General features: G+C 55.0%; 19 protein-coding genes. 2 read left to right on the top strand and 17 right to left on the bottom strand.

Translation table 11 applies throughout. The annotated features are described in order from the left end of the window. Positions 1-8 precede the first annotated feature (8 nt). Genes fabD through yceD form a run of 5 tightly spaced genes read right to left on the bottom strand, consistent with a single transcriptional unit; the run spans position 9 to position 3,684 of the window. On the bottom strand, positions 9-941 hold the full coding sequence (gene fabD / locus RAC90_RS18630) for an ACP S-malonyltransferase (RefSeq protein ID WP_006118832.1): 933 nt from the start codon (positions 939-941) through the stop codon (positions 9-11). 16 nt (positions 942-957) lie between these two features. After that, entirely contained in the window at positions 958-1,911 is a 954-nt protein-coding gene (locus RAC90_RS18635) for a beta-ketoacyl-ACP synthase III (protein WP_006118831.1), read from the bottom strand. Then, positions 1,912-2,952: a phosphate acyltransferase PlsX gene (gene plsX, locus RAC90_RS18640; RefSeq protein ID WP_033737556.1), complete on the bottom strand. Its 1,041-nt coding sequence runs from the start codon at positions 2,950-2,952 to the stop codon at positions 1,912-1,914. Positions 2,953-2,977: 25 nt separating this feature from the next. Next, positions 2,978-3,148, bottom strand: a complete 171-nt coding sequence (rpmF, locus tag RAC90_RS18645) for a 50S ribosomal protein L32 (RefSeq protein WP_003849870.1) — start codon at positions 3,146-3,148, stop codon at positions 2,978-2,980. Positions 3,149-3,162: 14 nt separating this feature from the next. Further along, positions 3,163-3,684 carry a 23S rRNA accumulation protein YceD gene (gene yceD, locus RAC90_RS18650; RefSeq protein WP_006118829.1) on the bottom strand — a complete coding sequence of 174 codons (522 nt, stop codon included), beginning with the start codon at positions 3,682-3,684 and terminating at the stop codon, positions 3,163-3,165. Positions 3,685-3,824: 140 nt separating this feature from the next. Between yceD and RAC90_RS18655 the strand changes: the two genes are divergently transcribed. Beyond that, positions 3,825-4,412 carry a nucleoside triphosphate pyrophosphatase gene (locus RAC90_RS18655; protein WP_006118828.1) on the top strand — a complete coding sequence of 196 codons (588 nt, stop codon included), beginning with the start codon at positions 3,825-3,827 and terminating at the stop codon, positions 4,410-4,412. Between the two features lie 12 nt (positions 4,413-4,424). Here the strand turns inward: RAC90_RS18655 and rluC are convergent, their stop codons facing one another. Next, positions 4,425-5,381: a 23S rRNA pseudouridine(955/2504/2580) synthase RluC gene (rluC, locus tag RAC90_RS18660; protein WP_039341117.1), complete on the bottom strand. Its 957-nt coding sequence runs from the start codon at positions 5,379-5,381 to the stop codon at positions 4,425-4,427. A 571-nt stretch (positions 5,382-5,952) separates the two neighbouring features. Between rluC and rne the strand changes: the two genes are divergently transcribed. Next, positions 5,953-9,222, top strand: a complete 3,270-nt coding sequence (gene rne, locus RAC90_RS18665) for a ribonuclease E (RefSeq protein WP_375124641.1) — start codon at positions 5,953-5,955, stop codon at positions 9,220-9,222. Between the two features lie 300 nt (positions 9,223-9,522). On the opposite strand, the gene flgL is transcribed toward rne, so the two are convergent. From flgL to flgB, 11 genes are all read right to left on the bottom strand, one after another. Then, the gene (gene flgL / locus RAC90_RS18670; RefSeq protein WP_039341120.1) at positions 9,523-10,485 is read right to left on the bottom strand and encodes a flagellar hook-associated protein FlgL; all 963 of its coding nucleotides are present in this window, start codon (positions 10,483-10,485) and stop codon (positions 9,523-9,525) included. Positions 10,486-10,499: 14 nt separating this feature from the next. After that, positions 10,500-12,140 (bottom strand): flagellar hook-associated protein FlgK, encoded by a 1,641-nt coding sequence (gene flgK / locus RAC90_RS18675; RefSeq protein ID WP_375124642.1) that lies wholly within the window; start codon positions 12,138-12,140, stop codon positions 10,500-10,502. Between the two features lie 123 nt (positions 12,141-12,263). Next, positions 12,264-13,208, bottom strand: a complete 945-nt coding sequence (flgJ, locus tag RAC90_RS18680; RefSeq protein WP_375124643.1) for a flagellar assembly peptidoglycan hydrolase FlgJ — start codon at positions 13,206-13,208, stop codon at positions 12,264-12,266. Continuing rightward, on the bottom strand, positions 13,208-14,317 hold the full coding sequence (locus tag RAC90_RS18685) for a flagellar basal body P-ring protein FlgI (protein ID WP_006118822.1): 1,110 nt from the start codon (positions 14,315-14,317) through the stop codon (positions 13,208-13,210). The genes flgJ and RAC90_RS18685 overlap by 1 nt, the downstream gene beginning before the upstream one ends. Positions 14,318-14,326: 9 nt before the next feature. Beyond that, on the bottom strand, positions 14,327-15,031 hold the full coding sequence (locus tag RAC90_RS18690; RefSeq protein ID WP_170317968.1) for a flagellar basal body L-ring protein FlgH: 705 nt from the start codon (positions 15,029-15,031) through the stop codon (positions 14,327-14,329). Between the two features lie 65 nt (positions 15,032-15,096). Further along, positions 15,097-15,879, bottom strand: coding sequence for a flagellar basal-body rod protein FlgG (gene flgG, locus RAC90_RS18695; protein ID WP_006118820.1), 783 nt, complete (start codon positions 15,877-15,879; stop codon positions 15,097-15,099). A 17-nt stretch (positions 15,880-15,896) separates the two neighbouring features. Then, positions 15,897-16,655 (bottom strand): flagellar basal body rod protein FlgF, encoded by a 759-nt coding sequence (locus RAC90_RS18700; RefSeq protein ID WP_033737560.1) that lies wholly within the window; start codon positions 16,653-16,655, stop codon positions 15,897-15,899. A 20-nt stretch (positions 16,656-16,675) separates the two neighbouring features. Continuing rightward, a complete protein-coding gene (gene flgE, locus RAC90_RS18705) occupies positions 16,676-17,923 on the bottom strand; it encodes a flagellar hook protein FlgE (protein ID WP_039341129.1) in 1,248 nt (415 codons plus the stop codon). A 26-nt stretch (positions 17,924-17,949) separates the two neighbouring features. Then, a complete protein-coding gene (gene flgD / locus RAC90_RS18710) occupies positions 17,950-18,621 on the bottom strand; it encodes a flagellar hook assembly protein FlgD (RefSeq protein ID WP_006118817.1) in 672 nt (223 codons plus the stop codon). A 12-nt stretch (positions 18,622-18,633) separates the two neighbouring features. After that, positions 18,634-19,038 carry a flagellar basal body rod protein FlgC gene (gene flgC / locus RAC90_RS18715; protein WP_006118816.1) on the bottom strand — a complete coding sequence of 135 codons (405 nt, stop codon included), beginning with the start codon at positions 19,036-19,038 and terminating at the stop codon, positions 18,634-18,636. A gap of 2 nt (positions 19,039-19,040) precedes the next feature. Beyond that, entirely contained in the window at positions 19,041-19,454 is a 414-nt protein-coding gene (flgB, locus tag RAC90_RS18720; protein WP_006118815.1) for a flagellar basal body rod protein FlgB, read from the bottom strand. Positions 19,455-19,490: the final 36 nt, after the last annotated feature.

Genomic DNA, 19,490 nt, shown 5'->3' on the forward strand with positions numbered 1-19,490 from the left:
TTTTCCTCTTATTCCTGTGCAAGTGCCGCAGTCAATGACGCAGTATCGTTCACCGCTGCCGCAGACAGGCCATCTACGATACGTTTGGTCAGGCCAGTGAGCACTTTACCCGGACCCATTTCAATCAGTTGCGTCACGCCCTGCGCAGCCATCGCCTCTACGCTTTCTGTCCAGCGTACCGGGCTGTAAAGCTGGCGAATCAGCGCCTGACGAATCGCGTCGGCATCCGTTTCGGCTTTCACGTCGACGTTGTTAATCACCGGCACCTGGGGTGCCTTAAAGGTGAGCGTTTCCAGCGTCAGTGCCAGTTTTTCCGCCGCAGGCTTCATCAGTGCACAATGCGAAGGTACGCTGACCGGCAGCGGCAACGCGCGCTTGGCGCCCGCCGCTTTACAGGCCGCGCCTGCACGTTCTACCGCATCTTTGTTACCTGCGATAACGACCTGGCCTGGCGAATTGAAGTTCACCGGCGAAACGACTTCACCCTGCGCACTTTCTTCACAGGCTTTCGCAATGGCCGCATCATCAAGCCCGATGATCGCCTGCATGGCACCGGTGCCTTCTGGCACGGCTTCCTGCATTAGTTTACCGCGCAGTTCAACCAGTTTGATTGCGTCCGCGAAATCCAGTACGCCCGCACAGACCAGCGCAGAATATTCGCCCAGGCTGTGGCCCGCCATCAGCACAGGCTGTTTGCCCCCCTGCTGCTGCCAGACACGGTAAATCGCCACGGATGCGGCCAGCAGCGCAGGCTGCGTCTGCCAGGTTTTGTTCAACTCTTCCGCGGGGCCCTGGCTCACTAACTGCCACAGATCATAACCGAGGGCCTCAGAGGCTTCACGGAACGTCTCTTCAACCACCGGATAAGCGGCAGCGAGTTCTGTCAACATGCCCACAGACTGTGAGCCCTGACCTGGGAAAACAAAAGCAAGTTGCGTCATTTTCAGTTCCTGTCAATCAAAAGCGAACCAGCGCAGAACCCCAGGTGAATCCACCACCAAAGGCTTCCAGCAAAATAAGTTGTCCGGGTTTGATGCGGCCATCGCGCACGGCTTCATCCAGTGCGCTGGGCACCGATGCGGCTGAGGTATTTCCATGACGATCCAGCGTGACCACCACTTTTTCCATGGTCATGCCCAGTTTTTTCGCCGTGGCGCTGATAATGCGAAGGTTTGCCTGATGCGGCACCAGCCAGTCCAGCTCTTCACGCGCAATGTTGTTCGCCTGCAAGGTCTCATCAACGATGTGCGCCAGTTCTGTCACGGCCACTTTGAAGACTTCATTACCTGCCATTGTCAGGTAAGCGGGTTGATCCTGATGCGCGCGATCCTGATAAGGCAGCGTCAGCAATTTGGCGTAACGGCCATCAGCATGCAGATGGGTAGAAATGATGCCCTGCTCTTCACTTTGACCCAGTACCACTGCGCCCGCACCGTCACCGAACAGAATGATCGTGCCACGATCTTCAGGATCGAGCGTACGCGCCAGGACATCAGAACCGATGACCAGCGCATGTTTCACTGCACCATTTTTGATGTATTGATCGGCAACGCTTAACGCATAAGTAAAGCCTGCACAGGCCGCAGCCAGGTCAAACGCGGCGCAATCTTTGATTTCAAGCATCTGCTGAATCAGGCAGGCAGAGCTGGGGAAGGCATGACTGGAAGACGTGGTCGCCACAATGATCAGGCCCACGTCATTGGCATCGACGCCCGCCATCTCCAGGGCACGTTGTGCTGCCTGGTGGCCCATACTTGCAACAGTCTCATCCGGCGCAGCAATACGGCGCTCACGGATGCCGGTACGGGTAACAATCCACTCGTCCGAGGTCTCCACCATTTTTTCCAGGTCGGCATTGGTGCGGACCTGGCTGGGCAAATAACTGCCCGTACCGATAATTTTGGTAAACATCTAGGCTTTGTCACTCCTGGCTAATACAGCGTCCAGACGGGCGGCAATGTGTTCAGGAACCTGCCGCCTCACCGCCTGCTCGGCCTGATTGATCGCCATGGCAAAGGCATGTTGATTTGCTGCGCCATGACTCTTGATCACTGTCCCGCGCAATCCTAACAGACAAGCGCCATTATACTGGTCGGGGTTGAGATGGCCGAAACGCCTGACCAAACGCTTTTTAACCCAGCGCCCCAGCAACGTCAGCCACCACGACCGCTTTTCACCTTCTCCCGATGATTTCAGCAGAGAAAGGAACATTCTTACCACGCCTTCCATTGTCTTCAGTGTGATGTTTCCAGCGAAACCATCACAAACCAGCACGTCCGTTTTGCCGGTCAGCAAATCATTACCTTCAAGGTAACCAATGTAATTAATTTGCGGTAATGCCTTCAGACTTAACGCCGCATCGCGAATGCTTTCAAGCCCTTTATGCTCTTCATGGCCAATATTGAGAAGTGCCACGCGGGGATGCGCTATGCCCAACACTTCTTCGGCCATGACCGCGCCCATTACCGCAAACTGCACCAGCATCGCACTGTCAGAATCGACGTTGGCACCTAAATCCAGAATGACCGTCTTTCCCTGATGTTGGTGGGGTAAAACGGTCATCAACGCCGGACGCTTAATGCCGTCCAGCGGCTTCAGTAATAATGTCGCCAGCCCCATCAGCGCGCCGGTATTGCCGCTGCTGACGCAGGCCTCTGCCCGTCCTTCTTTCACCAACTCTAACGCCACTCGCATTGAACTGCCGCGGCTGTTACGTATGGCTTGTGCGGGTCGCGCATCACTTGCAATAACGGATTCGGCAGGGACAACCTGCAAACGCGCCAGCAGGGCGGAATCAGCTTTGGCAAGCAATGGCGTGAGAATGTCGGGGTCTCCGACCAGAAGAAGGATAAGTTCCGAATGAGAGGCCAGTGCCTGCAATGCTGCAGGCACCGTCACGCAGGGACCGAAATCCCCGCCCATGGCATCGATAGCCAGGGTCAAACGTGTCAAGGTATCGCCTTGCTAAGCAAAGATCTTACTTAACGATAACCTTGCGACCGCGGTAGTAACCATCCGCAGTGATGTGGTGACGCAGATGAGTTTCACCAGAAACTTTATCTACTGACAGAGCAGCAGTGGTCAGCGCATCGTGCGAACGACGCATACCACGCTTAGAACGGGTGGGTTTATTCTGTTGTACGGCCATGGACCTTACTCCTATTACTTACGCTTTAAACTGGCTAATACGGCAAATGGGTTTGGTTTTTCTGCCTCTGCAGGCAATTGGCCAAAGACCATGTCCGCCTCGGACACTTCACAGTGTTCAGAATCGTGCACCGGAACCACAGGCAGCGCGAGAATAACTTCATCCTCGATAACCGCCAGCAAGTCGATCTCACCGAATTCGTTGACATCAACCGGCTCGTACGCTTCCGGCAACGCCTCGGCCTGCTCATCAGATGAAACAGGACTGAAGCAATAGCTTACGTGAACATGATGTGGAAAAACCTGGTTGCAGCGCTGACAACGAAGCGTAACCTCAACATCAGCAGTACCCGTCAGTACTGCCAGACGCTGGTTATCAACCGCGAACGACATGGCACATTCAACATCACTGTCCACACTGACGACCGACTCAGCCACACGCTCTACCTGTTGCGAGGTATAAACACCCTGGTAATCAAGGCGTTTTTGAGCGGTGCGGACGGGGTCCAGCGTCAGGGGTAATTTTACCTTTTGCATAGGGCGCGCATATTAACTTTGTAATCACATAGAGTCAAAGAAAAAGGCCGTTGGACAGCATCTTTCAACCACTATTCGCATCCAGTGCGGCGCACAGTTTAAAATGACTGCCACCAATTCGCTATCAATATTGAAAAAAAATGACAGCATCGATTCTTTTAGCATCAACCTCACCGTTTCGTCAGGCGCTGCTGAGCAAGCTTGGCCTGCCTTTTACAGTAGATTCACCCCAGACAGATGAAACGCCGTTAGAAAATGAACGCGCAGAGGATCTGGTTACGCGCCTGGCCATAGCCAAAGCTCAGGCGCTGGCTGAGCGTTATCCACATCACTGGATCATTGGTTCCGATCAGGTTTGCGTCCTTAACGGCAGGATTACCGGAAAACCCCATACGGCGCAGAACGCAGAAGCACAACTGCGCGCTGCCAGTGGCAACCGCGTAACCTTTTACACCGGCCTCGCCCTCTACCACCCTGCCAGCCAGCGGCTGATGCAGTGCTGCGAACCTTTTACCGTGCATTTCCGCACGCTGAGTCAGGCCGACATCACCAACTATATAAAGAAAGAGCAACCGCTACAGTGCGCCGGCAGTTTCAAAAGTGAAGGACTGGGCATCTGCTTATTTGACCGGCTTGAAGGGCGCGATCCGAATGCGTTGGTGGGACTGCCGCTTATCGCGCTCAGCGCGATGCTGCGTGAAGCGGGCATCAATCCCCTGGGAGCGTGATGCCGCCCTGCGTCAGTTTTTTTGCTGGCGCAGCTTCGTCAGGCACTGCTGTAACGTGTCATCCAGCGGCGCTTCCATACGCAGGGTTTCCCCTGTATTCGGGTGCGTAAATGTCAACGCAGCCGCGTGCAGGAAGAGCCGATCCAGCCCCGTAGAGGCCAGTTTGCTGTCAAAGTCGCGCTCGCCGTAACGATCGTCAAAGGCGATGGGATGACCGGCGTGCAAGGTGTGTACACGAATCTGGTGCGTACGCCCGGTTACCGGACTGGCTTTGACCAGCGTGGCAAACGCAAAACGTTCTTCCACTTTAAAGCGGGTTTCCGACGGTTTGCCGTCACTGCTGACACGCACCATACGTTCACCGCTTTGCAGAATATTTTTCAGCAGCGGCGCCTGAACCACTTTGATATGGGAGGGCCAGTTGCCCTGCACCAGCGCAAGATAATCTTTCTGCATGCCCTTCTCACGCAGCTGTTCATGCAGCGAACGCAATGCTGAGCGCTTTTTGGCCACCAGTAAAATGCCGGACGTATCGCGGTCAAGGCGATGTACCAGCTCCAGAAAGCGCGCTTCCGGACGCAGGGCGCGCAGTCCTTCAATCACACCAAAGCTTAAGCCGCTGCCGCCGTGTACGGCTGTACCGGACGGTTTGTTCATGACCAGCAAATGATCGTCTTCAAAGAGGATGGCGTTAGCCAGTGAGGCAACTTTGGCCAGTTTGGGCGAGACAGCGTCCTCATCACGCTCCGCCACACGTACTGGCGGAATGCGCACCTCATCGCCCTCTTCGAGTTTATATTCAGGCTTGATGCGTTTTTTATTCACGCGCACTTCACCTTTTCGCACGATGCGATAAATCATGCTCTTCGGCACGCCCTTTAACTGGGTGCGCAAAAAGTTATCAATACGTTGTCCGGCGTTTTCAGCCGTGATGGCGACAAACTGTACGCCGGGATTCTCTGTTTTCATGGCGGCGATTCTAAATAGTGTCCCCTGATAGCGCCACCCCTTTTTATGTGCTTAACTCTCTGCGTAGCGTCGGGATGAGCAATCAGATTGCTGGCATTTTCAACAGCCTGAATGCGCTTTCTGTCGCAGGGTTCTTAAAATGTAAAGAAAATTGATCAGTCAGTTAAAGTCACCTTGCTATATGAAGGTTAGCAGTGGAATAATGCTTAGGTTTCTTAGCTGAGGATTCAGATAAGAAAAAAAGCGAAATTAGTTATTTTGTCGGATTGAGCAGACACGCAGCAATGGCGTAAGACGTAATGCGAAATCAGGCACTTAGCGGGCTGCGGGTTGCGGCCTGGACATGAGATGGAGTGCACGGGTTTACAGAATTATCTCTCGCATTTCCACTATCTGGTGCTGTTGTTCCTTATGAAAAACAGGCCACCGACGTTATTTGCGCCCCTCGCGCGGTCGATAACCGTGAGGTTGACGACATTGCACTAAGTCACGGGGCCATCGGTTGATACTCGTCCAGGGTAACTATGCCCGCAGCTTTAATCACTCATGAAAGAATAACGAGTACGTTACGATGAAAAGAATGTTAATTAACGCAACTCAGCAGGAGGAGTTGCGCGTTGCCCTGGTTGATGGTCAACGTCTGTACGATCTGGATATCGAAAGTCCCGGACACGAACAGAAAAAAGCCAATATCTACAAAGGTAAAATCACCCGTATCGAACCCAGCCTTGAAGCGGCTTTCGTCGACTACGGTGCAGAACGTCACGGTTTCCTCCCTCTCAAAGAAATTTCTCGCGAATACTTCCCTGCTTCCTACAACGCTCACGGTCGTCCAAACATTAAGGATGTGCTGCGTGAAGGCCAGGAAGTTATTGTTCAGATCGATAAAGAAGAACGGGGTAATAAAGGCGCCGCCCTGACCACCTTTATCTCGCTGGCAGGAAGTTATCTGGTATTGATGCCGAACAACCCGCGCGCGGGCGGCATTTCTCGTCGAATTGAAGGTGACGACCGTACCGAACTGAAAGAAGCGCTTTCGGCACTGGAACTGCCTGATGGTATGGGGCTGATTGTCCGTACCGCAGGTGTAGGCAAATCAGCCGAATCGCTGCAGTGGGATCTCAGCTTCCGTCTGAAACACTGGGAAGCGATTAAGAAAGCCGCTGACAGCCGTCCTGCGCCCTTCCTGATTCATCAGGAAAGTAACGTAATCGTGCGCGCATTCCGCGATTACCTGCGCCAGGACATCGGCGAAATTCTTATCGATAACCCGAAGGTCCTGGAACTGGCGCGTCAGCATATTGCGGCTCTGGGCCGTCCGGACTTTACCAGCAAGATCAAGCTCTACACCGGCGAAATCCCGTTGTTCAGCCACTATCAAATCGAGTCGCAAATCGAGTCCGCTTTCCAGCGTGAAGTGCGCCTGCCTTCCGGTGGCTCGATTGTTATCGACAGCACCGAAGCACTGACCGCCATCGATATCAACTCGGCACGCGCTACGCGTGGTGGCGATATCGAAGAAACCGCGTTTAACACGAACCTCGAAGCAGCAGATGAAATCGCCCGCCAGTTACGCCTGCGCGACCTCGGCGGTTTGATCGTTATCGACTTTATCGATATGACGCCGGTTCGCCATCAGCGCGCGGTAGAAAACCGTCTGCGTGAGGCGGTCCGTCAGGATCGCGCCCGTATTCAGATCAGCCATATTTCACGTTTTGGCCTGCTGGAAATGTCCCGCCAGCGTCTCAGCCCGTCACTGGGCGAGTCAAGCCATCATGTCTGCCCGCGCTGTAGCGGTACCGGCACCATTCGTGATAACGAGTCGCTGTCACTGTCTATTCTGCGCCTGATCGAAGAAGAAGCGCTGAAGGACAACACCAAAGAAGTGCATGCTATTGTCCCGGTGCCTGTGGCCTCTTACCTGCTGAATGAAAAACGTGAAGCGGTCAATGCTATCGAAAAACGCCAGGGCGGCGTGCGTGCGGTTATCGTACCGGACGACCGGATGGAAACGCCGCACTACTCCGTGTTGCGCGTGCGGAAAGGTGAAGAAACGCAGACGCTGAGCTATCACCTGCCTAAGCTGCACGAAGCCGAAATGGCGATGCCTTCGGAAGAAGAACATGCCGAACGTCGTCGTCCAGAACAACCGGCCCTGGCGGCATTTGTGATGCCTGATGCGCCACCGGCACCGACGGAAGCAGCGCCGGAAGCGACCAAAGCGCGAACTGCGCCGGTTCCTGAAACCGCCCCTGCAACGCCATCCAACGGAACAGGCTTTGTTGGTCGCCTGCTGGCGGGCCTGAAAAAAATGTTCGCCGGTGAGCCTGCGCCTGCCACGGCAGAGCCCGTTGCTGAAGTGACCGAACCGCAGAAAACCAGCGGTGAGGAGAACGGCAATCAGCGTGGCGATCGTCGTAACAACCGCCGTAACAATAACCGCCGTGAGCGCACGCCACGTAATGGTGACACCACTCAGCAGCGTGAATCTCGTGACAACCGCGAAACCCGTGACAATCGTGAACCGCGTGAAGACAACCGTCGTAATAAGCGTCAGGGGCAGTCTAATGAGGCGCGTGATGAACGTCCGGCGCTGAGCGATGAAGCTCGCCAGCAACGCGATGAGCAACAGCAGCAGCGTCGTGAACAGCGTGCTGAACGTCAGCGTCGTCGTCAGGAAGAGAAACGTGCCCAGCAGGAAGCGAACAGCGCGGTTGATCAGGCCGTTGAAACCGCTGAGCCCGTTGCGGCTGAAGCACAGGACGATGAGCGCGTTCAGGCTATGCCACGCCGCAAACCGCGTCAGCTGACGCAAAAAGTGCGTGTTGTCGACAACAATGATCAGCCTCAGCATGCTGCCGTCGAGTCAGCAGAATCTGTTGAAGCCCGCAAGATTCAGCCGGTTGCAGAAGCCTCACAGGTCGACGACGCGGACGAAACCGAAGCGCGTGAGAACGCCAACATGCCGCGTCGCTCTCGTCGTTCACCGCGTCATCTGCGCGTCAGTGGTCAGCGTCGCCGTCGTTACCGCGATGAGCGCTACCCAACACAGTCTGCTATGCCATTAGAAGCCGCTTCGGCCTCACCTGAGATGGCGTCAGGCAAAGTCTGGGTGCGCTATCCGGTCGCACAGACGAACGAAGAGCAGACCACACAGGATGCCGTGAAAACCGCACAGGACGACAGCCATGCAGACACAGCACCTGCTATCGCCCTGCCTGTGGCAGCGGCCGTAGACGAGGCGCCGGTTTCACAGCCCGATCCAGTACAGGTTGCTGAACCCCAGACAGACACGCCGGTTACTGTGGTGAATACGGATGACACGCAGGCGATTGATGCTCCTGTGCATCAGGAACCCTCTGTGATTCCTGCGGCTGCAGAAGCCCGCGCCGACGCCGTCGCGCAGCAGGCACAACCTGCCGATGTTACGGCTGAAGACGCGCATAAGTCCGACGTGACCGCCGCGCCTGAGGTTGCCCAACACGAGCACGTTGAGCCCGCAGAGCAGGCCGGTACGGCGGTGAGCCCGACAACCGAAGCTCAGGTTGACGCAGTGTTAAATGCACCGGTTGCTGCAGAGGAAACCGTTGCACCCATCACCGAACCGCATGCGCCTGTGGCTGCGCGCGACGTTGCTGTAGAAGCCCTCCAGGCCAATGCGGAAACGCGCTGGAAGCACTTTGCGTCAGCCCCAATGACCAAAGCGCCTGCGCCAGCATGGCAACCAGAGCCTGCGCGTCACAGCGACTGGCAGCGTCCTTCCTTCAATTTTGAAGGCAAAGGTTCTGCGGGCGGCCATAGTGCTACCCACCAGGCAACGGCCCCTGCGACCAAGCCATAAGCACGGTTCGCAGACGTGATAAACCCGGCTCCGGCCGGGTTTTTTATTGTCTGTTACGGACATTTCGGGTGAGGTATGCGGGCAGAAACACCACGGAGGGATCATCCTGAGGTATGTAATCAGCGCTACATTAGCCTGATCCGTGCAGCGCGGCGTCAATCATGCAGCAAAGGTTCTCCGCACAGGTCGCCATGTTAATTGAGCAGCGAAAGAGGCATTACGCAGACAAAAAAAATCCCACCGTCCCTGTAGGACGATGGGAAAAACTAAGCGCACCCGGTTAAAGTACGCCTAAAATTTTTATGAATTTAACTGGAACAATGACATCTGAGACATATCAGTGAAGGTCTTATAAGAAGCCTGCAGCGCCTGTTGTTGCATGGTGTAGCTGGAAATCGCCTGGGTGTAATCCACATCCACCAGGCTACTCATCTGCGAGTCATAAATCACTTTGCGATCGTCACCCTGCGCATTCAACGTATCCAGCTCTTTCAGTTGTGTTCCGATCTCGGAACGCACGCTGAGCACGTTGTTAAGCGAGTTGCTCAGACCACGGTTGGTTTTATCCATTGCCGCTGAAAAGGTCGCTTTGGTGGCATCATCCGCGCCATTCTGGGGCACTTTTAGCGCACTGATAGCACTGTCCAGCATATTGAATAAATTCGTTTCACTGGTGCCACCGTTCGGTTCTTTCACCGCGTTGCTGGTGATCGACATTACGATGCTGTTACCGGTATGACCGATCGTCATCGTACGGTCCGTATCGACTTTTTGCGTAATCGCGTCGGTTCCGCCCTGATAGGTCACGCCGCCGGCACCATCCACAAACGGTGGTGTATCGGTCTTATAGCCGGCAAAGATATAACGCCCGTTGGCGTCTTTGCTGTTGACCTGGTTCAGTAACTGCGCACGCAACCCTTCCAGCTGCGTCGCATACGAGGCGCGGTCATCGTCGCTCAATGAGCCGTTTGAGGCGGCCACAATCATCGACTGCGCGCTCATAATGCTGTTTGTCACACCGTCCAGCGTGTTTTCTTCCAGGGATAAGCCCTGGTCGGCGAAGGTACGGGCAACCGCATACTGGCTTGCCTGCGCCTGAGTTTGCGATAACACCACGGCACGGGAAGCGGCGATCGGATCGTCAGAAGGGTTAGATACTCTGTATCCGGTAGACAGCTGTTTGCCTGCACTCAACCAGGAGGATTGCGCATCACTTACGCCGCGAACCTGCTGGTCAAAAATCATATTTGTACTGAGTCGCATGATGTCCTCTGCTCTTAGTTAATGCTAAGCAGGGCGTCAAAAACGGTGCTGGCCGCTTTTAAAACCTGCGCATTCGCCATGTAATATTGCTGGTATTTGGTCAGGTTCGCATACTCTTCGTCCAGGTTAACGCCGGAGACAGACTGCTGACGGTTTGTTAACTGCGTCACAACGTTCTGCTGCGTTGTACTGGCCGTTTTCAGGGCCTGTGTTTTGTTACCAACGGTACTCACCATCGCGCCATAGGCCTGGGACAACGTAGAATTACCGTTGACGATTTTGGCATCCTGTAGCGCCAGTAAATTTTGGGCATTGCGGTTATCACTTTCACCGCCTGGTGCCGCCGCCGCCGCAATCTGCGAGCCGCTGGTAATCGCCACTGACATCCCGTTAACCACATTTTGAACGGGTTTTACCAGGAAACTGTCTTTGGCGTTTGGTGTACCATTGACCGTCAGGCTCATCCCGTCCAGGCTGAGCGTGGTGACGCCGCCAGAAGTAGTGGGCGTGAGCGTCGTTTTGGTGTTGTCTGACAGACGCGTGGCTGACCAGTTTGTTCCGTCATAAGTCACGGTATAATTGGAAGCCTGCAGCGCATTGGTATTGCTCCACGCCGCGGTTAAGGTGGCGGAAGAGGTATTTTTGCTGTTGCCCTGCGCTGTTGGGCTGCCGATAGTAAAGAAGTCGACGCCCTGGTTACCGTTGCTGTCATAGCCTTGCTTGTGCACGGTATTGAAATTGGTGGTGAAGGCGGCGGCAAGCTGTCCCAGCTGGTTTTGTGCCAGGTCCAGATCCTGCGAGCGGAAGCTTAACATCCCGCCCAGTGAGCCGGTGGTAATGGAAGATTCCGGAATCTGCACATTGCCAGCCTGCGGATCAACATAGCCCACCGTGGTGCGCGTCAGATCGCTGCTGGATGGCATTGCCACCAGCTTGGTTGACTGGAAGCCACTGACCAGAGAAAGGCCGTTGGCCATGGAAACCGTGTAGCTTCCATCCTGCTGTGACACTGTCACACCGACGATATTATTCAGACCATTAACCAACTGATCACGTTGATCCAATAAGTCATTGGGAGCGGCGCCATTACCGGTTGTCAGTTTGGCAATCTGCTGGTTAAGACTGGAGATCTGGCTGGTAAAGGTATTGATCTGATCTACGTCAGAGGTCACGTTGGTATTCACGCTGTTTTGCATGTTGGTCAGGTATTGCGCCTGGGTCTGAAACTGGTTGACCAGGCCCTGGGAGTTGCTGAGCAAAGACTGACGCGCTGCAGGATCGTTGGCATTACTGACCACGTTCTGCATGTTGCTAAAGAAGCCCTGAATCGCGCTCGACAGGTTTGTCGTCGAGGTTGACATCAGATCGTCGATATTGGAGACCTGCGAATACTGCGTATTTGCCGCATTGTAGGTGGCTGAAGACCCACGTAGTTGCGCTGCGATAAAACTGTCGTATTCACGCTGAACACCGGTTACGTTAACCCCGTTACCGTAATAACTTTTTCCCTGCAGGGTACTGTTGGCTTCTGCCAGAATCGTCGTCTGACGTGAATAGCCGGCAACGGTGTAATTGCTGATGTTATTACTGGTGGTGCTTAAGGCGGCCTGTGCGGCACTGAGCCCGCTCATTGCGGAGTTAATTATGCTGGACATCTCGGTTCCTTACATTCCCCGCTACACGGGTCGCTGTCATCAGTGTGGTCGCCAGCGTGCGCTGGCGCGCCTGGCTCTTGCTGCTATTATCGGCATGCTTAAGTGAAACTTGAGGCACAATTCTCAGAACAATGTGCTTAAATCCTGGCTATAAGCTTTCACCACTTTTTCACCCATGCTCTTGAATTGCTGAATCATTCCCATCAGTTTTTGCGCATATTTCGGATCGGTGGCATAGCCCGCAGCCTGCAATGCCTGGGCGCCCTGCTCCGCGCTCTGTGCATTGGTGACAGCCGCATAACGTGGGTTATTTGAAAGCAGTTTGACGTAGTCGTTTAACGCTTCGAAATAAGAACTGTAAACCCGGAATGTCGCACGCACCTTTTTAGCTTCACCGTGCTCATATTCTGTGGTCATGATATCGGTCGTTTCGCCTTTCCAGTTCCCGCTGGCTTTGATGCCAAAGACGTTATAACTCGGCTTTCCATCACGGGTCAGGATTTGACGTTGCCCCCAGCCTGACTCCAGTGCAGCCTGCGCCAGAATCAGGTGATGAGGGATACCACTCTGCTGACTGGCGGCCTGAGCGGGCTGAGTCAGTTGGGCAATAAAGTCACGACTGTCGCTCGGCAGGCCGGTGAGCGAAGGCGCGGGCAGGCGCGGCATAGCTTTGCGCACCATTTGCTCCAGCGGCGTGGCGCCAATGGTGCTCATGATGAAACTGTTATCCAGCTTCATCGGCACCGTACCGGCGCGCTCGTCCGGGGCTTTGGCGGGTTCCATCTGTTTAACGATGATATCCGCCAGGCCCAGGCCACGTTTACCGATGTCCTGCGCAATCTGCTGATCGTACATTGATGTGAAAAGCTTGGTCTGTTCATTGCTGAGAATGCCGTCCTGCGGTAACGCTTCACGCATACTCTTCAGCATCATCTGAACAAACATCCCTTCAACCTGCTGCGCGACCTGCAGTGCTTTCCCTTTGGGATCGGCAGTGACATCGCGTTTCAGGTCGTTCAACGAGCGGCTGTCAAAAGCCGCATTCATCAGCGATTGCGTATCGTTCATCAGATAATTTCCAGTTTTGCGCGCAGGCAACCCGCGCTCTGCATTGACTGCAAAATAGACATCAGTTCGATAGGCGATGCACCCAGCGCATTCAGCGCACGCACCACGCTGTTCAGGTTGGCGCTGGAGTTAACCCGTTGCAACGCACCGCCGCTCTGACGCAGATCGATCTGCGTATTGGTAGTAGCGACAGTCTGTCCACCCGCCAGCGGCGTGTTCGGCTGACTCACGTTTTGCTGCTGATTGACCGTGACAGACAGGTTGCCCTGAGCGACCGCACAGGTGTTCAGTTTCACTTCACGATTCATCACAACAGAGCCGGTGCGTGAGTTAATGATGACTTTGGCATCCTCAACCGGCACGGAGACATCAATGTTCTGAATCTCTGCCAGTAAACGAACCTGCGCACCATTATTCGGAGACACGCGGACCTGGACCGTACGGGCGTCCAGCGGCTGGGCCGAACCGTATCCGCCACGGGCGTTGATCGCATCAGCAATTCGTTGCGCCATGGAGAAATCTTCGGTGTTCAGCTGCAGGTTAATCGTATTCTGCGAACCAAAGTTGCTCTGCAGTTCACGTTCAACCGTTGCCCCATCGGTAATCCGTCCACCGTTAAGCTGGTTGACCTGAACGCTGCTGCCGCCTGCTGCGGCACCCGCGCCGCCGACCAGAATGTTACCCTGGGCCAGCGCATAAACCTGGTTATCCACGCCTTTCAGTGGCGTCATTAACAGCGTGCCGCCGCGCAGGCTTTTCGCGTTACCCATGGACGACACCACGACATCCAGCGTCTGGCCCTGGCGGGCAAACGAAGGCAGCCTGGCGGTAACCATCACGGCGGCGACGTTTTTGAGCTGCATGTTGGTGCCCGGCGGCACGGTAATGCCCAGTTGCGACAGCATGTTGCTGACGGTTTGGGTCGTGAACGGCGTCTGCGTTGTCTGATCGCCTGTTCCGTCCAGGCCCACGACAAGGCCATAACCCAGCAGTTGGTTATCACGCACACCCTGTACGGTGGTTAAGTCGCGGATCAGATCGGCACGCGCCATCAGGCTTACGCCTAACAGTAATCCCAGACCGACACGCCATAATGTTAGCTTTTTCATTACAACCTCTTAGAACGGCGAGATATTCAGGAAGAAGCGCTGCAACCAGCCCATATTTTGCGCTTCATTGATATAACCATTTCCGACGTACTCAATACGTGCATCGGCCACGGCTGTAGACAACACGGCGTTACTCGCACTGATGGTGCGTGGGTTAACCACGCCCGAGAAACGAATAAACTCGGTGCCCTGGTTGATCTCAATTTGTTTTTCTCCGACCACGTGCAGGTTGCCGTTCGACAGAACCTGATCCACCGTGACGGTGATGGTGCCGGTAAAGGTGTTGTTAGCAGATGCCCCACCTTTGCCTGCGAAATCATTTTTGCCACCCGCCGCAAAGTTGGCTTTTTCGCCCGTTGCGCCGGCTAAACCTTCTAAACCGGTAGGCACTGCAGTGATACCCAGACTGCCGCTGCCGTTACGGCTGGCATTCGAGGTCGAACTTTTGCTGGCACTGACGTTTTCCTGCAAGGTGATAGTCAGCGTATCGCCGATATTACGTGGGCGGCGATCTTCAAACAGCGGCTGATAGCCGTAGTTGAGCGGCGCAACACCCTGAAAAATGGACCCATTTACCACAGGTGGCGCAGAGGGCAACGGCTGAGCCGTGGTCGCTCCTTGCACCAGTGGCGTGCGTGGCACCAACGCACAACCGTTAAGCGTCAGCAGTGCGGTGACTACTAACCAATGTCCAGGCTTAAGAATATGTTGCATCGCCACGGAGTTACGACCTTATTCATGACTAGTCTTCAGGCCAGCCTTAGCTGGCCCTGTTCGTGTTACAGCTGTGTCAACTTCGCCAGCATTTGATCGGAGGTGCTGATCGCTTTGCTGTTAATTTCGTAAGCACGCTGCGTCTGGATCATCGTAACCAGTTCTTCCGCGACGTTTACGTTAGAGGTTTCGGTATAACCCTGATACAGCAAACCGGCACCGTTCTGGCCAGGCGTACTGTCCGTCGGCGCACCCGATGCCTGCGTTTCCTTGTAGAGGTTTTCACCCACGCTATCGAGACCCGCATTGTTCATGAAGGTGCTCAGCGTTAACTGTCCGACCTGGGCGGCCTGCGTCTGCCCCTGCTGGGTTACGCTCACCACACCATCACGCGACACGGTGATACTTGTGGCGTTGGCTGGAATGGTAATACCAGGCTGCACAGGGAAACCCGCGTTGGTCACCAGTTGGCCGTTCTGGTCAACCTGAAATGAACCATCACGTGTATACGCAGAAGTTCCATCTGGCATCTGGATTTGGAAAAAACCCTGGCCATTAATGGCGATATCTTTTGAGTTGTTGGTTTGCGACAGGTTGCCCTGCGTATGCAAACGCTCGGTCGTCACCGGACGTACACCAGTACCGATTTGCAAACCTGACGGCAGCGTCGTCTGCTCAGATGACTGCGTGCCTGGCTGACGCATGGTCTGGTACATCAGATCTTCAAACACGGCACGTGAGCGCTTAAACCCGTTAGTACTGACGTTGGCCAGGTTGTTGGCGATCACGTCCATGTTCATCTGCTGTGCATCAAGACCGGTTTTGGCGATCCATAAAGAACGAATCATGTATTTATCCTCGCGCCTTAGCTGCCGATGCTGAGCAACTGGTTGGCTTTCTGTTCGTTTTGGTCAACGTTGTTAATGACCTTCATCTGCATCTCGAAACGGCGGGCATTGGCGATCATATCGACCATCGTTTCCACCGGCTTCACGTTACTGCCCTCAAGCACACCCGGCATGACCTGCATAGTCGGATCGGCCTGCAGGGCTGCGCCACGTGTCGCCTGCGTCGCGGCGGTGGGACGGAACATGCCATCGTCCCCACGCTCTAACTCTTTACCGGTTGCCTGGACGAGCTTCAGACGGCCCAGTTGTACAGTCGCATTAGGTGAGTCGCCAGCGTTCAGCCCGGTAATAGAGCCATCAGCCGCGATGGTGATCTCAGAACCTTGAGGGATCACAATCGGACCACCTTCGCCCATTACGGGATTGCCCTGCACCGTCAGCGTACCGTCCGAACGAATTTGCATGTTGCCGTTGCGGGTATAGGCTTCGCTGCCGTCGGCGGTGCGTACAGCCAGCCAGCCATCCTGCTGCATTGCCACGTCCAGTGGGCGCTGGGTGTAATCCATGGCCCCCTGACTCATGTCGGCACCCGGCGTAGATGCCGTGACCAACGTGCGCGTGGGCAGTGACCAACCAGTGACCGGTACAGCACGCAACGCGTTCAGCTGCGCCCGGAAACCGGGCGTTGAGGCGTTGGCGAGGTTGCTGGCGGTAACCGCCTGCTGATCCAGTGTCTGACTGGCCGCGCCCATCGCGGTATATATCGCGTGATCCATAGAGCAATCCCGTTAGCGAATTAACGTAAGTTGACCAGAGTGTTAAGGATCTGATCCTGCGTTTTGATGGTCTGCGCGTTCGCCTGGTAGTTGCGTTGCGCGACGATCATATTGACCAGCTCTTTACTCATATCGACGTTCGAGGACTCCAGCGCGCCCGCGGTCAGTGAACCAAAGGTGCCGGTGTTTGCCAGGCCAACCGCTGCCTGACCAGACGCATTGGTTTCCGCCCAGACGTTATCGCCCTGCGATTTCAGGCCTTCGGGGTTAGAGAAACTGGCCAGGACGATCTGTCCCAGTAACTGCGTGCGTTGGTTTGAGTAACTGCCGGTGATGGTGCCGTCGTTGTTGATGGCATAGCTGGTCAAATCGCCAGGCGCATAACCGTTTTGCGTGGCGTTACCAAAGGTGGTCGCCCCGGTATTTTGCTGCAGACTGCCCACAAAGTTTAACGCGACAGTCGTGCCGTTCGCGCCATTTACGCCAGGAATCGTGACGGTCGCGGTGCTGGCTGTTGTTGAGCCTGCCACCACGTTGCCGTTTGCATCCAGTGAAGATACGCCAGTCAGCTGACCGTTGGCGTTATAGCTCATCTGGTAATTCCCAACGTTTGAACCCGCAGTGGAGTCAATGCCGTGAATTTTCCAGGTGTTGTCTGCGGTCTTAACGAAATACAGGTCAAGCGAGTGCGCATTACCCTGCGTATCGTACATAGTGATAGTGTTCTTCGCGCTGTACGTCGTCGGATCGGTGGCAGAAAACTTGGTGTCGTCTAATACCGCTGAAGTCGAGTTCAGTTTCGCCACCTGGTTTGCCGTGGTAGTGGCATTAGCAGGCATCTGCGTGGTAGGAATTTTCAGCGCAACCGGGTTCGCACCCGTCTGGATAGTCGGAGGCACGCCTGAAGCCGGGTAACCGGTTACGTTCAGACCCTGGGTATTCACCAGGTTACGGTTCTGGTCCAGAGTGAACTGGCCATTACGTGAATAGGACACCGCACCCGCCGAGTTGGTCAAACGGAAAAAACCGTTACCGCTCAGTGCCACATCCAGCCCACGGCTGGTGGTGGTGGTAGAACCATCGTTGAAGTTCTGGATCACGGCAGCGACTTTAGTCCCCAGACCCACGTTTGAACCAGCAAACATGTCGGCAAACGCGATGGTGCTGGACTTAAAGCCTGCTGTGGCGGAGTTAGCGATGTTGTTACCGATAACGTCCAGGTTACTTGAGGCAGCGCCGAGACCGCTGACCGCTTGTGAAAATGACATTTAAATCTCTCCTGTCTACAGGTGAATCAGAGAATCTGACGTACGTCGTCAAGGGTGGCGGAGCCCATGGTGCCGAGATCCAGTTTTGCGGTATTACCCGCTGTGCTTACGCCATTGACGTAGGCATAGTTAAGTGGCTGAGCCACCTGTTGACCGCTGCTGTTACTGGCAGCAATCGCAACTTTGTATTTTCCATCTGGCGCGACGCTGCCATCCGGTAATTTGCCGTCCCACGAGAACGTGTGAACGCCGGCGGTCAGTGCGCCCAGGTCCTGGGTGCTGACCACATTGCCCTGTGCATCGGTAATCGTCGCCGTGGCGGTGGTGGCTGCGTTAGTCAGCTCCACGCCAAACGGCGTTGTCGTGCCTTTACCGACCAGAATCTGTGAACCATTCACCATCACGCCATGACCAATCAGCGTCGAACTTTGCAGTGACTGGCTGGTGCTGATCTGACCCGAAATCGATCCCAGTGTGGTGTTCAGTTTTTCAATACCGCTCAGGGTGTTGATCTGTGCCAGCTGTGTTGTCAGCTGACTGTTATCCATCGGATTGGTGGGATCCTGGTTTTGCAGCTGCGTCACCAGCATGGTCAGGAACTGGTTTTGCAGATCCTGGGCGCTGTTACTTGTGCCGGTGCTGGATGAGCTAAGGACCGTGGGGTCCAGCTTTTCATTAACGCCTACCGCGATAGTCATTATTTTTCTCCGTTACTGACCCAGGGTCAGCGTTTTCATCATCATCGACTTCACGGTATTCAGCACCTCGACGTTCGCCTGGTAGCTGCGTGATGCCGACATGGTGTTGACCGTTTCCGCTACCACATCCACGTTAGGCATCTTCACGTAGCCTTTGGCATCCGCCATCGGGTTACCCGGGTCATACACCAGTTTCGCGGGCGTAGGATCATCAACAACCTGCGCCACTTTTACGCCACCGGTGGCCGCACCCGGCGCAGCATCGGTCTGAAAAACGACCTGCTTTGCCACATAAGGCTGCCCGTCCGGGCCGGTCACGCTGTCGGCGTTTGCCAGGTTACTGGCACTGACGTTTAATCGCTGTGATTGCGCGGTCATCGCTGAGCCGGCAATGTCAAAAATATTCAGCAATGCCATGATTATTGCCCTTGTAACACGCTCATCATGCCTTTGATTTGGCTACTGATAAGTGTGAGATCGGTTTGATATTTCAGGCTGTTATCCGCGAACTGAGTACGTTCGCGGTCCATATCGACGGTGTTACCGTCCGCAGATGGCTGATCCGGAATGCGATACAGCAAATCCATCGACGGTGCCGTGTTCGTCTGCGCTTCGATGTGACGCGACGAAGTAACTTTGAGCGCCAGGCTACTGCCTTCAGCACGTCCATTCGCCATTGCCCGATTCAGCTCGCTGGCAAAGTCGATATCCCTGGCCTGATAGCCTGGGGTGTCGGCGTTGGCAATGTTGGATGCCAGAATCTCCTGACGTTGAGCTCGCAGGTTGAGGGCTTCGGTACCGAAATGTAGCGCCGCATCGAGTTTGTCGAGCATGCTTCCTCCGCAAATGAGAATTTCGAGCTGGCAGCA

This window comes from Pantoea sp. CS_6 (genome assembly GCF_041954745.1).
Taxonomy (GTDB): Bacteria; Pseudomonadota; Gammaproteobacteria; order Enterobacterales; family Enterobacteriaceae; genus Pantoea; species Pantoea stewartii.